Source organism: Halorientalis salina, from assembly GCF_005049285.1.
Lineage (GTDB): Archaea > Halobacteriota > Halobacteria > Halobacteriales > Haloarculaceae > Halorientalis > Halorientalis salina.
The window spans coordinates 1-14,190 of sequence record NZ_SOSC01000003.1; the positions used below are offsets into that span (position 1 = coordinate 1).

The window sequence follows — 14,190 nt, forward strand, 5'->3', positions numbered from 1 at the left end:
GACTATCGCTGCTACTATGACCAGGATTTTCGTAACCAATCGGTCCACAGGAACTCTCGGCCCTGCTTCCACCCAATCGGATCGCCGACCTACGCGGTCACCCTGTAACGGGTGCGGTCAGGTCTCGGTGGTAGACTTGAGCCCCGATCATTTTGGGCGCCTCAAACCTCGGCCGGTAAGCTGTTACGCTTTTCTTAGAGGGTAGCTGCTTCTAAGCTCACCTCCCGGCTGTTTAGGGCTTGAGACCACCTTCGATCGCACTTAGTCTACACTTGGGGACCTTAACCTAACTCTGGGTTGTCTCCCTCACGGTGCACAGGCTTACCCCGCACACCGGACTCCCCGCGTCGACAGCGTCCGTAAGTTCGGAGTTTGACAACCGAGCCGACCTCTCTCGAGGGCGGACACGGTAATCAGTCTCTCTACCTCACGGACTACCTCAGCGGAGGTCATGCTTCGACATGTTTCGGTCGGAACCAGCTGTTGCCGAGTTCGATGGGCCTTTCACCCCTACACGTAGGTCACGGGAGGGTATTGTAAAACACCAACCCTAACAGGCCTCCACGCAGCTTTCGCCACGCTTCACCTTGCCCACGCGTAGATCACTCGGTTTCGGGTCGTGTCCACGAGACTCCCCGCGCTTGAACACGGCGGCCCTGGCGCAAAGCGCTGCGGCCATGTCGGTTTCCCTATGCCTTCCCCGATGAACGGGTTAGACTCGCCTCGTAAACACACTCCCTGGTTCGTTTTTCAAAACGTACGACGGAACATCGGCTTCCCGTAACCCCTACTGGAGGATCGCTCCTCGGTCGTTTGTTACGGGACCTTGTATGCCCCGTCGCTCCATCGCCGCTTGATTTCAGGCCCTATTGCACCTCCCTTCTGAGGGTGCTTTTCAGCGTTCGTTCACACTACTTGTTCACTATCGGTCTCGAGTCGTATTTAGCCTTAGCAGATCGATGCCTGCCATGTTCACGAGGGATTTCCAACCCCCGATACTCCGGAGCTGACGCACGTCTTACTGGTCTTCAGTACGGGGTTGTCACCCTGTTTCACGCTCCGTTCCAGGAGACTTCGTGAAGACGGTCAGACGCTGAAAGTCAGTCCAAACACCACATTGCGCAACGAGGTTGAAACCTCGCGCGCTTCGGTTTGGGCTGTGTCGCGTTCACTCGCGGTTACTAACGACATCACATTCGTTTTCTCTTCCTGCCCCTACTGAGATGTTTCAATTCGGGGCGTTCCCCATTGCGCGAAGCAATTGCGATGAGGATTCCTATTCGGAAATCCTGAGTTCTTCGCCTCCGTGCGGCTCCCTCAGGCTTTTCGCAGCTTGGCACGTCCTTCGTCGGCGCTCGAGCCGAGCCATCCACCAAACGGCATAGTAGCCATTCGATGCGGAACCGAGCCCGAAGGCTCAGTTCCATAGTCGGACACACGTTCCACGATGAAACGGGTCCAGTTGACGTCTGGATTGCACGTACACACGGTCGTCATCGTTCACACGCGGCGGTATTGCGTGCGACATCGTACCCTTCCCAACCACGCTTTCGCGGGATGGTGCATCGGTTAGTGCAGACGGTCAATCCGTCCGCGGTAGTGACCGACCCGGAATCGAACCGGGGATACTGCCGAAGCAGTGCTCTGCCACTGAGCTATCGGTCGCCCCTCGCGAGAGGGGAGTGAACCCTGACAGTTCAGCGGCCAGCCAATACGGCTGGCAGTCACCGTGTGCCTGTCCGAAGACAGGACTTGTGGGCTGGAGTGTGAGTCCAGTCCCGGTCGTTAGGAGGTGATCCAGGCCCAGATTCCCCTAGGCCTACCTTGTTACGACTTAAGCCCCCTTGCGAAGCCCAGATTCGACCATCGCATGATGGCCTCATCCGGACCTCACTCGGGTGCTTTGACGGGCGGTGTGTGCAAGGAGCAGGGACGTATTCACCGCGCGCTTCTGACACGCGATTACTACCGAATCCAGCTTCATGCGGACGAGTTTCAGTCCGCAATCCGAACTACGACCGGGGTTGGAGATTAGCTTCCCCTCTCGGGGTGGCGACCCTCTGTCCCGGCCATTGTAGCCCGCGTGTTGCCCAGCACATTCGGGGCATGCTGACCTACCGTTGCCCGTTCCTTCCTCCACGTTAGCCGTGGCGGTCTCCCTAGTGTACCCAACCACCACATGGGTGTTGCTGGCAACTAGGGACGCGGGTCTCGCTCGTTGCCTGACTTAACAGGATGCCTCACGGTACGAGCTGACGGCGGCCATGCACCTCCTCTCAATGGCTCCAATAAGGTCATCAACCTGATCTTCACTGCACATTGTCGGTGCTGGTGAGATGTCCGGCGTTGAGTCCAATTAAACCGCAGGCTCCTCCGGTTGTAGTGCTCCCCCGCCAATTCCTTTAAGTTTCATCCTTGCGGACGTACTTCCCAGGCGGCTCGCTTAGCGCCTTCGCTGCGGCATAACACAGGCTCGTAGCCTGTGCCATACCTAGCGAGCATCGTTAACGGCTGGGACTACCCGGGTATCTAATCCGGTTCGAGACCCCAGCTTTCGTTCCTCACTGTCGGATCCGTGCTCTCGAGGTGCTTTCGCCATCGGTAGTCCGTTCAGGATTATGGGATTTCACTCCTACCCCGAACGTACTCCTCGAGTCTCCCGGTCCCAAGCCAATCAGTTTCCGCCGGACGTCCAGTGGTTAAGCCACTGGATTTCCCGACAGACTTGACTGGCCAGCTACGAACGCTTTAGGCCCAATAAAATCGGCCATCACTCGAACTGCCGGTATTACCGCGGCGGCTGGCACCGGTCTTGCCCAGTTCTTATTCGTACACCACCTTACGGTGTACAAAAGCGAGGACTATATGCCCTCGCACTCGGAGTCCCCCTATCGCACTGTCGTGCAGTGTAAAGGTTTCGCGCCTGCTGCGCCCCGTAGGGCCCGGTATCTTGTCTCAGATACCGTCTCCGGGTTCTCGCTCTCACGACCCGTACCGATTATCGGCACGGTGGGCCATTACCCCACCGTCTACCTAATCGGCCGCAGCCACATCCTACAGCACCGAAGCGTTTCCAGCTCTCTGCAACTCCAGCATGAAAGCCGTATTCGGTATTAGCCTCAGTTTCCCGAGGTTATGCCGATCTGTAGGGTAGTTTGGCCACGTGTTACTGAGCTATTCGCTACGAGTCTAAACTCGTGCAACTAGCATGGCTAAGTCGGACTCCGATAGCAATGGCCTCCGGCAGGATCAACCGGAATGGTTCCCCAATCATGGGGGGCTGGCGGAGACACGCTATGTCTCTGTCCGTCATTCGGCGACAGTCCGTCGAACGAATCGACAGAACATCACCGAACTGTCAGGGCTCACATCAGAGTCCATCTGTACGGCAGCGCCGCAGGGGTGGAATCCTCATCTTTCGAGGCGCTGCAGAGCAGCCCCTCTGTCACGTCGTCATCATCGACGAGCCGACCTCGTCTAGAGTGTCGAAAACGGAGACGGCCTGAGGCCGCCATCCGCCTTCTGCCGCGTACATTACCTCCGATGAGGGTGATACGTAAATACCCGTCGATAGAGCCTCCAGTATGCGAAACGAAACCACGGCACGGCGGCATATTTCTACCACGTGGTATATATGATACATAGCCGAGAGTACGTCCACTGGAACCAGTGGTCCTGTTTCATCCAGCGGTGAGAACACTGCTTTGCCCACGTATGAACAGGTTCGGCGGGGCGTCTCGGCTGTCCACAGGGCCCTCACTCGCGGGCGCGAGCGTGCAATGAAAAAATAATAGAAAGTAATTTCCCAGGGATGTAGTCTCGAATGCCGGAGCTCCTGGACCGGCTCGGTCGGCAATACCGTTCGATTCCCCCCATCGACGAGTGATATCGTAGTGCGGGCGATCCGAGTCCCCTCGAGCCGATCAAATACGTCGAGACGGGAGGCGGAGCTTCGATCGAGCAGCCAGTCCACGAGCACCCTCTGACTCCGGAGTGCCACGCAACGGCACGATTGATCGCTGGCCAGATCTCGATTCGCTACGGTGGCCCAGGAGATTTCGTATAGCGGTATTCGATATATTGTGAGTCGTGATGGACGCGTCGGGCTTTTACGCAGCGACCGAGTACGGACGGCTAATGGTCCAGAACGTCGCGCCGCTAATGACCGAACTCGAACCCGAGGACTTCTATCTGCTCTCGGGGATCGAGCAGGGGATGCGGTTTTCCGAGTGGGTGGCAACGGAGAAGATTCCCGAGTTCTCGCGGCTCACTCCGGAGAACGTCGACTACCGGCTGGACCGCTGTGAGGACCGCGGGCTGATCGAACGCAAGACCATCCAGTACCAGGGGTTCAAACTCACCTTCGAGGGGTACGACGCCCTGGCTCTGCACGCGCTTATCGAGCGCGACACCATCGAAGCCTTCGGCGCACCCCTGGGCGTGGGCAAGGAAAGCGACGTCTTCGAGGTGAAATCGTACAAACCGCTCGCACTGAAGTTCCACCGGGAAGGCTACACGAACTTCCGGGAGGTCATGAAAGAACGCGAGTACACGTCGGACAAGGATCACGTCTCCTGGCAGTACACCGCCCGCAAAGCCGCCGAGCGGGAGTACGACGCCCTGGAGGCACTGTACCCTGACGTGAGCGTGCCTCGCCCCATCGACCAGAACCGTCACGCCATCGTCATGGAGAAGATCGACGGGACGGAGCTGTGTCGGACCAAACTCGAAGACGAGCAGGTCGTCCCGATCCTCGATCTGATTCTCGTCGAGTTACAGACCGCCTACGACGAGGGGTACGTGCACGCGGACATGAGCGAGTACAACGTCTTCGTCAACACCGAGGGAGCCACGATCTTCGACTGGCCCCAGGCCGTCCCGACGGAACACGAGAACAGCGACGAGTTGCTGGCCCGCGACGTCGAGAACCTGGTTGGGTACTTCCGACGCAAATACCCGCACGAGATTCCCGAGATCGACACCGACGTAGTGGCCCGGACGATCGCCGACGGCGAGTTCGAGTCCGTCGAGACAACGCCATAGCCGGATGCGAAAGCTGCCGTCGACCGGCACGTGAGTGGCCTGAAACGGGTGTCGTACTTCGATCAGGGCCGGTGTCCAGTTTTTATTGGCCATTTTCCAGTACCCGTCGGTCCCGACAGCGGAAGCGGCCCAGAACGGCCCCGACTGACGGCAACGAACGGCGTGATAAATCACATATCGCTATATCAAATTGGCATCGGTGGAGACGAACCAGCAGCTCACGGGTGGTTCACGGACGCCAGCGTCAGGGGGCGAAACGTCGTCAGTCGTCGCCGAACGTCAGGGACGCCAGGATCAACAGCATCCCACAGGAAACGATGAGGGCCTGGACGAGTGCGGCAGACAGCAGCGACGTATCGAAGGCGCGATAGATGAGTCCCTCACAGATAGCGCCGACACCGATGAACACGAACCCGGCCGAGACGTAGAGCATCGGCGGACTGTCGCTGCGGCGGTAGCCGTGGTACGCCAGTGACGCGATGACCAGGCTCAACACGAGCGTAATCAGTTTGACGAGAAGGATCGGCGGACCGATCATGTGGAGTCCCGGAGGTTCGACCAGAGTGCGGTGAAGTTGTCGGCGAGGTCGTCCCGTGTCGTGAGCGACAGTTCGAGTTCGCCGTCAGTGATCTCGACGTGTAGCTCTTCGAGTGTCGTCTCGAACTTGCGGCGGTGGGACCCGTCCGCGTCCACTGTCGAATACTCTTCGAGGAGGTTGTGCTCCTGGAGCGTCGAGACGCGTCGGTAGATCGTCGCGAGCGACGAGTCGCAGACGTCACTGAGGTCTTTCGCCGTCCGTGGCTGTGTATCGGCTGCGACCAGAATCTGCCGCGAGTAGTCGTCGGCCAGGAGGTCGAAAATAGTCGTGGCGTCCGCACCCCGTCCCATAGAACCCTCTAGGGGAGTTGCCCTCAAAGGTTCGACGGTTCGTCCCCCGATCCAGGTTGCCGCCGTCACGAGTGGCCACCATTATTGTTCATTTAATACAACACTGCAAAGAGCCACCGCGCTTTATTCGACGGGGGTGCTGGTGCAGATATGGCTCTCTCCCGAAAACGGGTCGCCAAGTCGGTCGGCGTCGGCGCTGGCTCGATCGTCCTCTTCGGCGTCGTCACCGGGTTGATTCCGAATCCGCTGTACATCCGCGACGTGCCACGGACGGCGGTCGACTACCTGTTTCTCGGCCTCACCGCCGGTTTCCTCGCCCTCTATACGTTGCAGCGAACGCCGGGCGGGCACGACGACGGGGCTGCGACGGCGAGTACCGTCGTCGGCTTTCTCGCGTTCGGCTGTCCGACCTGTAACGCCATCCTACTCGCGCTGTTTAGCAACTCCGCGCTGATGACGTACTTCGATCCACTCCGCCCCCTGCTAGGCGTGGTAAGCGTCGCACTCTTCGTCCGACTGCTGTACGTGCGCTCCCAGCGCGAGTGCGAGACCTGTGCCGACACCGCGACGGCGACCGAGTGAAATGACGGGGAACGATTCCACACCGACTGGGGAAGTAACCGAACACGCCGAGACCGACGACGCCGACGATGCGGATACCGGATCGGACGGGGCCACTCGCTGGTCGCTGGTCGGTCTCGGTGGGCTGGCGAGCCTCTGTTGTCTCGTCGTGTCACCGGCCGGGGCCGCCGCTGCAGGAGCGACAACCGCGGGGACGGCGACGGCAGCCGCCGGCGGCGGACTCGTGCGTGTGCTCGTCGCGGCGCTGACGGTCGGCGTCGTCGGCGTGTGGCTCCGGTATCGCGCCGGGTCGTGTTCGTGCGCCAGTGAGAAATGAGCCCGACCGGTCACTGCGATCCCGGAAGCGGCAAGTCACGACGGGTCCGTAGTCGATCCGACCGCGCAGTGGCGCGGGTCACCGACGCGGGAGAGGTACCCCACGAGGAGGACGAGGCCGGCGAGTCGAAGCAGGTTCCCCTGGAACGGCAACATCGCGAGCGCACCGACGAATCCGAACAGACCGATCAGACCCGCGCCGCAGGTCGCACAGCCGGACGCGAGGAGTCCAGGGAGCAGCGCCGAGAGGCCGCGAGCGCTGGAGAGCCCGACCACGCGGAGCCGCCCGAGGGCGATGGTGAGCGCGACACCGGTCACGGCGGCGTAGACCACAGTCAGTCCCAGCCCGAGCGCCCCGACGGTCTCGTATGTGTTCGCAGTGAGCGCGAGGACCGCGTCGTCGAGGAAGCCCGGACCAGCACCGAGCATCTGCATCGAGTAGGTCGGGAACGTGCTCAAGATGAGCAAGCAGTAGGTCGCGACGGCGAAGGCGGCGGTCGCGAGCGTGCGTCGGGTGGACGTGAACGGATACGCGAGCGCCGCGATGAACCGGCCGCCGTGCGTGTCGGGAGCGGCCCCACTCATGCGTTCTGAATCTTCGAGATGGCCTCGTCGAACTGGTCGTAGGGCTGTGCACCGACGATTTTGCCGGCCTTCTCGGATTCGCGGTTGAACAGCACGAACGCCGGTGACCCGCGGATGCCAAACTCCTGGGCCGTGGCGACGTCGTCGTCGATGGCCGATTCGATCTCGGCACCGCGGTCGTCCATGCACGTCTCGACGGCGTCGGCGTCGACGCCGTCGACGCCCCGCGTGATTTCGAGGAGGTTCTCCCGGGCGAGCCAGCCGGAGTTTTTCTCCCCCTGTTCGTCGAACAGCTTCGAGTGCCAGGCCCAGTAGCGGCCCGGCCGGTCATCGCGCACCTGCCGCCAGACACACCGGTCCATGACGGCCGCCGTCATCGACCCCTCGGTGAGATAGGGATACTCGATGAAGACGACGCGGACGTCCCCCGACCGGACGTGCTCGTCGATGAGTTTCGGGAACGCGTTCGCCTCGAAGCGGCGACAGAACGGGCACTGGTAATCGCTCCAGTAGTACATATCGATCCCCGCCGACCGGTTCCCCATGATGGGGTGGCCCGAGAGGTCGATCCCGACGGCGGTCGTTTCCGAACTGCTGTGAAAGGGCAACTCCGCGGATTTCGACGGCGTCGATTCGGCCGACGGCGACGAGTCGAGCCGTGACGCGCCGAAAACGACGCCGCCGCCCGCGGCGAGGGTTCCGACGCCACCCAGCAGGGCCCTGCGTGTCGTCGGGGAGCCTGGAAAATCCATACGGCAGGGTCATAGCGTGAGCCATAAAATGCATCCGGCGATTTGCTGGCTCTGCAAATTCACTCGTCACGAGCAGGAGACGAGAATCGGCGAGGGACCGCTGCAGGTCCTCGACTGGGACTGATCGGCACACCGGTTGTCGTGGCAAACGAGGCCGATCAGGGGTATTCGAGTTCGAAGCGCTTAACCGGGGAACGGCGAAAGTAGTCCGTAACTCGCTGGTCGACGGGCACCAGCGGGCACCTGTCGCCGCCAGCGTGGCGGGATCACAGGTCGGGATGTGACCGTCGAGGTCTCTGACCTCGGGCAGGCGGCCGTCGGAGACGGTCGCCGGAGGGTTGAACCACGCAACGCCCGTGGTGACAACATGACACGAAGCTTCTATTCGCACATCCGAGAGGCATGGGCGGACCCGGACGACGGCAAACTCGCCGAACTCCAGTGGCAGCGACAGCAGGACTGGCGCGACCAGGGTGCACTCGAACGCGTCGAGCACCCCACTCGCCTCGACAAGGCCCGTTCGCTGGGCTACAAGGCGAAACAGGGCGTCGTCGTCGTCCGCGCGAGCATCCGCAAGGGCGGCGCACGCAAAGAGCGGTTCACGGCCGGCCGGCGCTCGAAGCGCCAGGGCGTGACCCGGATCACCCGCCGGAAGAACCTCCAGCGGGTCGCCGAGGAGCGCACCACCCGGAAGTACCGCAACCTGCGCGTGCTCAACTCCTACCCAGTCGGTCAGGACGGCCGGCAGAAGTGGTTCGAAGTCATCCTCATCGACCCGAACCACCCCGCCATCGAGAACGACGACGACCTCAACTGGATCTGTGACGACTCCCACCGCGGACGGGCCTACCGTGGCCTGACCAGCGCGGGGCAGTCCAACCGTGGTCTCGACGGGAAGGGCAAAGGCACCGAGCACACCCGCCCGAGCGTCCACGGCGGCCAGGGTCGCGGCAAATAAGGGACTCGCACAAATACTGCTGGCGAAGCCGAAGGCTGAGCCAGCAGCCTTTTTAGCGTAGATTTTTTGGCCGAGTGGTGTGCGCAGCACACCCGAGGCGAAAAAAGGTACACCGACAGCTACAGATATTAGCCCGCCGAACTGTCGGGCATGGCAAACACCGGCGAGACGCGTCGCGAGACCGACGAGTTCGAACGGCTACGCGAACGGGTCACGCTCGCCGACGACGACCGCGAGGCGATCTCGGTCGTCGCGCCGTTCACGGGTGAACAGGTGGGGACGATTCCGGCCGGCACCGAGGCCGACGTCGCGGACGCCGTCGAACGCGCTCGGGCGGCCGGGGAACGATGGGCCGAGCGCTCGCCCGAGCAGCGGGCGGCCGTCTTCGAGGCGTTCCACGAGCTGGTGCTCGACCGCCAGGCCGAGTTGCTCGACGTGATCCAGACCGAGACTGGAAAGTCCCGCCTCCACGCCTTCGAGGAGATCCTGGACGTGGCGTCGACGGCTCAGTACTACGCCGAGCGCGGCCCCGGACTGCTGGCGCCCAGTCGCCGCGAGGGTGCGATCCCGCTGGCGACGCGGGCGGAGGAACACCACCATCCGGTCGGCGTCGTCGGCATCATCAGCCCGTGGAACTACCCCCTCGCACTCAGCATCTCCGACGCCATCCCCGCGCTCCTCGCGGGCAACGGCGTCGTGTTCAAACCCGACGAGCACACCTCCTTCATCGCGCTCAAGGCGCTGGAACTGCTGGTGGAAGCCGGTCTCCCCGAGGGGCTCTGTCAGATCGTCACCGGTCGCGGGGACGAGGTCGGGCCACCGCTGATCGACCGCGTGGACTACCTCACCTTCACGGGGAGCACCGAAACCGGCCGGGCGGTGGCCGAGCAGGCGGGGCGGAACCTCATCGACTGCTCGCTGGAACTGGGCGGGAAGAACCCGATGCTGATTCTGGACGATGCTGACATCGATCAGGCGGTCCGGGGAGCCGTCAACGGCTCCTTTACGAACGCCGGGCAACTCTGTCTGGCGGCCGAGCGGATCTACGTCCACGAGACGGTCGCCGAGGCCTTCACCGAGCGGTTCGTCGCCGCGACCGAGGACCTCTCCCTGGGCGTCGGCGACGACTGGGACATCGACGTGGGGTCGCTCGTCTCCGCCGACCACCTGGCGAAGGTGGAGGCCCACGTCGAGGACGCCCGCGAGGCCGGGGCGACGGTGCTCGCCGGCGGGGAGGCCCGGCCCGACGTGGGGCCGTACGTCTACGAGCCGACCGTCCTGACGGACGTGCCCGAGTCGGCCGACTGCTGCCGGGAGGAGACGTTCGGCCCAGTGGTTTCGATCTACGAGGTGTCCTCGACCGAGGAAGCCATCGAGAAGGCCAACGACACCGAGTACGGGCTGAACGCGAGCGTGTTCACGGGGGACGGCGAGCGGGGCCGCGCGGTCGCCCGACGGATCGAGGCCGGGACGGTGGGCGTCAACGACGCGTACGCGGCCAGCTACGGGTCCATCGACGCGCCGATGGGCGGACGGAAACAGTCCGGCGTCGGCCGCCGCCACGGGAGCGGCGGCCTGCTGAAGTACACCGAATCCCAGACGATCGCCGAGCAGCGGACCGGCCCCATGGCTCCCCCGGCATCGCTCCCGAACGACTGGTACGCCCGGCTCATGACCGGCTTCCTGCGCGTGCTGAAGCGACTGCCCTGAACGGGGTCGCCGCGTAGCGGAGAGTCCGTGCTATAATTTATCACACTGGAGGTCGTACTGTTGGTATTCGTCCGAGCGTGTCGGCGACGTGTCGGGAACCTCGGGCGGGAGCCAACGATGAAGATAGCATGTGAGAACTGCGGGCGGAAAGTCACAGTCAACCGGGAGGGACAGGAGTCGCGAGCGCCGATGAAGTACTGTCGGCGATGCGGTGAGGAGTTGCCGCCCGAAGAGGAGTGGGAAGCGATCAGTCAGTAGCGTCCCCGGCGGTCGGCGTCGGAGATGTGCGGTGGCACGAGCGGTGACCACGTCGCATGGACGTGGGACGTATGGGTTTTCAGTGTCCCCGGCGGAGCGTACGCATGGTGGGTCTTGCCACGGTTACTCGGACTGGAAAGCAAATCGCCGCCGAGTTCTCCGCGAAGAACGTGACGCTCCTGGCGGCGGGCATCGCCTACAACGCGTTCGTCTCGCTGGTCCCGCTCCTCTTGCTCGTCCTGTTCGTCACGACAGTCGTCGGCGGGAACCTCGAATCCCGAATCGTCGAAACCGCGGAGGGGTCGCTGCCGACGCCGATCGCCGACGTGATTACGAGCGTGTTCCAGGGCGAGGGCGGCGTCGCGGGCGCGTCGCTCGTCGGGTTCGTCGTCTTGCTCTGGGGGACGTTGAAGATCTTCCGCGGGCTCGACACCGCGTTCTCGGAGATCTACGAGACAGAGGCCCAGAACTCCTTTCTCGACCAGTTGGTCGACGGGCTGGTCGTGCTGGTGGCGTTGCTCGTCGCGCTCGTCGCGACAGTCGGAGCCACTGCCGCGGTCGCCGCGCTGGCGGACGTGATCCCGGCCGTCAGCTACCTGACGCCGGTCGTCCTCCTCGTCGGGCTGGTCGCCGCGTTCCTCCCGATGTACTACCGGTTCCCGGACGCGGATCTGGAGTGGCGACAGGTCCTGCCTGGCACGGTGTTCGCCGCGGTCGGCTGGGTGGCGTTACAGTCGCTGTTTCAGGTGTATCTCTCCTTTTCCGGCGGCGGGACGGGGAGTTTCTTCGGCGGCGTCCTCGTCGTCATCACGTGGCTGTACTTCTCCGGGCTGGTCCTGTTGCTCGGCGCGGTCATCAACGCGGTCCTGGGCGGTCACGCCTCGGGCAAGGCCGGCGGTATCGGCCAGGGTGCGACCGGCTACCAGACGAACCGGGAGGAGACGCTCGACCGCGACGAGATCGCCGAGTACCTCACGGAACTCCGGGCGGAACTGACCAGTCGCGACGCGGGGACGGAGCCGTTCGCCAGTTCCGACCCCGGGGACCGGCACCTCGGCCCGGACGGCCGCGTCAAACTGATCGAACAGACAACGCGGAACGGTGACAGCGAGGAGTGGGCCGTCTCCGTCCGCTGGGAGAGCGACGACAGCTCGTCCGACCGGTCAGAGGGAGTCGAGAGCTGAGGCAGGAGCCGTCGCCCGGCGACGGCCAGATCACCGCCAGACGCCCTGTTCGCGGTCCATCAAGGTGACGACGGCGACGTGCGGAAGCGTCAACGCGGCGATGAGCACCAGGTACAGCGCGACCAGCCCCAGCAGGTCCCCGGGCTGGCGCGGCACGACCAGCCAGAGCCCGCCGAGCAGCGCCAGCGCCGCGAGTGTCAGCGGCGTCGCCTCGACGGCGAAGCGGCCGAGCGCCGAGCCGAACCGGCCGGACCGGACCGTATCCCGCGTCCGCTCGTCGAGCACGACGAGGCGGGCGATGTGTCGCAGCGAGTGCCAGACGCAGAAGTAGACGCCGACCGCCAGCAGGGGCGGGACGACGAGGAAGTAGGCGGCGAGCAACAGGGTCTCGCCGGCGTCGACCGCCCAGGCCGAGCGGTCCTCGGTCCGGACGTATCCCAGTGTGAGATAGCCGGCGACGAGCAGACCGAACCCGACGCCGAGGGCGAGTCGCGTCTCGACCCGAAACAGCCACGCCAGTCCCGCGACCGATCCGACCTCGAAGGGGGAGACGAGCGCGCGGGCGACCCGGCGATACCAGCCGGGGAAAGAGAGCAGGGGCACGAGCATCGGCAGGCCGCCGCGAACGGCGACGGCGAGCCAGCGCCGGTATCTGTCGTCGAGATAATCGACCCGGGAGACGGTTCGCAACGCGTACAGGTCGCCCTGCCCCCAGTGGAACCAGGTCAACAGGATGAAACTCACGAAGGCAAATTCAGGGGCGAGAAACCAGAGCGCGGCGTAGGCAACTCCGAGAACGAGATAGAGCAGGCCGACCGCGGCCATCGCGCGCCAGGTCGCCGGCTGTCCACGCACACGCGGAGCCGCCAGGTGGTCGACGGCACCGTGGGGGAGCCCCAGAACGACGACGCTGGCGACGAGGGGGACGAGCTGCACCCGGAGCGGGACGGTGAGGCCGACGAGGAACGGGACGACGAGCGCACCGGTCAGCAGCCAGGCGGGCCAGCAGACCGCCCTGGTGAGCGTGGCGCGTGCGCGGACCGCGAGGTCGACACCGGGGACGGATTCAGACACTGGTCACACCCCGACGGACTCGCGGAGGTCGGCGTACATGGTCTGGACCTGGGGCCAGCGGTCGGTCACCCACCAGAACAGGAGCAGACCCTGGACGAGGAAGAGGTTGGTGAGGAAGAAAAAGAGCAGTTCCTCGATCGGGAGTCCGAGGAGTTCGATACCGGTCATGAACGCCTCGTCGAAGGTCCAGATACCCAGTTCGATGGCGATCCGATCGGCGATCCAGAGGTAGGCGCTGGGGACGAGCACGCCGACGGCGAGCGTGCGACGCAGATCCCAGAGCACCGGCCAGCCAAAGCCCCACTGGATGGCCAGAACGGGGGCGGCCCACACGAGGAGGGTTCCGAGGTAGTAGGTCGAGTCCGCGAACAGCCACAGGCCGAGGCCGGCGACGAGGCCGCCGCCGAGCAGTCCGAGGGCGCGCTGTCCGAGGCCGATACCGAACGGCCGCTCGGCGCGGGTCGGGAGCCGACACAGCCAGAGGCCGGTCAGCAGCGGCTGGAGGACGAAAAAGAGGTACTCCTCGACCGGCGCGTACCAGATCCGCGCGAGGACGGTGCCTTCACCGTAGGACCAGACGCCGGTCGCGATGAGGTGGTTGTCCCAGGGGGTCGTGTAGACGACGGCGATGGCGACGAGCAGGCCGAGACCGGCGGGGGCGGCGTACCGTCGGCCGGGCGTCGGAAACGGCGTCGTCAGCGCCAGCGCAACCAGTGGTGGGAGGACGAACACCAGATGGAACTGTACGTAGGTGAGCGTCACCAGCGGTGTGGTGGCGAACACGGCGATCACCACGCTCCCGACTGCCGGAACCCTATTCGCCACAGATCGGTTCCTGCAC

General features: G+C 63.9%; 13 protein-coding genes, 1 tRNA gene and 2 rRNA genes. 7 read left to right on the plus strand and 9 right to left on the minus strand.

Annotated features, from left to right (window positions below; all coding sequences use genetic code 11):
• The 3 genes from E2481_RS18945 to E2481_RS07140 all read right to left on the minus strand — a co-directional run.
• Window positions 1-1,397 (minus strand): 23S ribosomal RNA (locus E2481_RS18945); the annotation flags it as partial.
• 202 nt (window positions 1,398-1,599) lie between these two features.
• Window positions 1,600-1,665 (minus strand) — tRNA-OTHER (locus E2481_RS07135).
• A 122-nt stretch (window positions 1,666-1,787) separates the two neighbouring features.
• Window positions 1,788-3,260 (minus strand): 16S ribosomal RNA (locus tag E2481_RS07140).
• An 877-nt stretch (window positions 3,261-4,137) separates the two neighbouring features.
• Between E2481_RS07140 and E2481_RS07145 the strand changes: the two genes are divergently transcribed.
• Entirely contained in the window at window positions 4,138-5,043 is a 906-nt protein-coding gene (locus E2481_RS07145) for a serine/threonine-protein kinase RIO2 (protein WP_136716456.1), read from the plus strand.
• A 262-nt stretch (window positions 5,044-5,305) separates the two neighbouring features.
• Here E2481_RS07145 and E2481_RS07150 read toward each other — a convergent pair whose 3' ends face one another.
• Together E2481_RS07150 and E2481_RS07155 are read right to left on the minus strand one after the other, a co-directional pair.
• Window positions 5,306-5,581: a DUF7521 family protein gene (locus E2481_RS07150; protein ID WP_136716457.1), complete on the minus strand. Its 276-nt coding sequence runs from the start codon at window positions 5,579-5,581 to the stop codon at window positions 5,306-5,308.
• Complete coding sequence (locus tag E2481_RS07155; protein WP_136716458.1) at window positions 5,578-5,931, minus strand: helix-turn-helix domain-containing protein; 354 nt, start codon at window positions 5,929-5,931, stop codon at window positions 5,578-5,580. Before E2481_RS07155 ends, E2481_RS07150 begins: the two co-directional genes overlap by 4 nt.
• A 150-nt stretch (window positions 5,932-6,081) precedes the next feature.
• Here E2481_RS07155 and E2481_RS07160 point away from each other — a divergent pair, with 150 nt between their 5' ends.
• On the plus strand, window positions 6,082-6,513 hold the full coding sequence (locus E2481_RS07160) for a hypothetical protein (RefSeq protein WP_136716459.1): 432 nt from the start codon (window positions 6,082-6,084) through the stop codon (window positions 6,511-6,513).
• 1 nt (window position 6,514) lies between these two features.
• On the plus strand, window positions 6,515-6,829 hold the full coding sequence (locus E2481_RS07165) for a hypothetical protein (protein ID WP_136716460.1): 315 nt from the start codon (window positions 6,515-6,517) through the stop codon (window positions 6,827-6,829).
• Window positions 6,830-6,864: 35 nt separating this feature from the next.
• Here E2481_RS07165 and E2481_RS07170 read toward each other — a convergent pair whose 3' ends face one another.
• Both E2481_RS07170 and E2481_RS07175 read right to left on the minus strand, forming a co-directional pair.
• Window positions 6,865-7,413 (minus strand): hypothetical protein, encoded by a 549-nt coding sequence (locus tag E2481_RS07170; protein ID WP_136716461.1) that lies wholly within the window; start codon window positions 7,411-7,413, stop codon window positions 6,865-6,867.
• Complete coding sequence (locus E2481_RS07175) at window positions 7,410-8,165, minus strand: DsbA family protein (protein ID WP_136716462.1); 756 nt, start codon at window positions 8,163-8,165, stop codon at window positions 7,410-7,412. Before E2481_RS07175 ends, E2481_RS07170 begins: the two co-directional genes overlap by 4 nt.
• 367 nt (window positions 8,166-8,532) lie before the next feature.
• Between E2481_RS07175 and E2481_RS07180 the strand changes: the two genes are divergently transcribed.
• The 4 genes from E2481_RS07180 (at window position 8,533) to E2481_RS07190 (ending at window position 12,275) form a co-directional block, all read left to right on the plus strand.
• Window positions 8,533-9,123 carry a 50S ribosomal protein L15e gene (locus tag E2481_RS07180; RefSeq protein WP_136716463.1) on the plus strand — a complete coding sequence of 197 codons (591 nt, stop codon included), beginning with the start codon at window positions 8,533-8,535 and terminating at the stop codon, window positions 9,121-9,123.
• A 150-nt stretch (window positions 9,124-9,273) separates the two neighbouring features.
• Complete coding sequence (locus tag E2481_RS07185; RefSeq protein ID WP_136716464.1) at window positions 9,274-10,833, plus strand: succinic semialdehyde dehydrogenase; 1,560 nt, start codon at window positions 9,274-9,276, stop codon at window positions 10,831-10,833.
• 117 nt (window positions 10,834-10,950) lie between these two features.
• Window positions 10,951-11,091 (plus strand): hypothetical protein, encoded by a 141-nt coding sequence (locus tag E2481_RS18640; protein WP_169302392.1) that lies wholly within the window; start codon window positions 10,951-10,953, stop codon window positions 11,089-11,091.
• A 104-nt stretch (window positions 11,092-11,195) separates the two neighbouring features.
• Window positions 11,196-12,275 carry a YihY/virulence factor BrkB family protein gene (locus E2481_RS07190; protein ID WP_136716465.1) on the plus strand — a complete coding sequence of 360 codons (1,080 nt, stop codon included), beginning with the start codon at window positions 11,196-11,198 and terminating at the stop codon, window positions 12,273-12,275.
• Between the two features lie 30 nt (window positions 12,276-12,305).
• On the opposite strand, the gene E2481_RS07195 is transcribed toward E2481_RS07190, so the two are convergent.
• Together E2481_RS07195 and E2481_RS07200 are read right to left on the minus strand one after the other, a co-directional pair.
• On the minus strand, window positions 12,306-13,349 hold the full coding sequence (locus E2481_RS07195) for a Brp/Blh family beta-carotene 15,15'-dioxygenase (RefSeq protein WP_136716466.1): 1,044 nt from the start codon (window positions 13,347-13,349) through the stop codon (window positions 12,306-12,308).
• A 3-nt stretch (window positions 13,350-13,352) separates the two neighbouring features.
• Window positions 13,353-14,174 (minus strand): lycopene cyclase domain-containing protein, encoded by an 822-nt coding sequence (locus E2481_RS07200; protein WP_306293922.1) that lies wholly within the window; start codon window positions 14,172-14,174, stop codon window positions 13,353-13,355.
• Window positions 14,175-14,190: the final 16 nt, after the last annotated feature.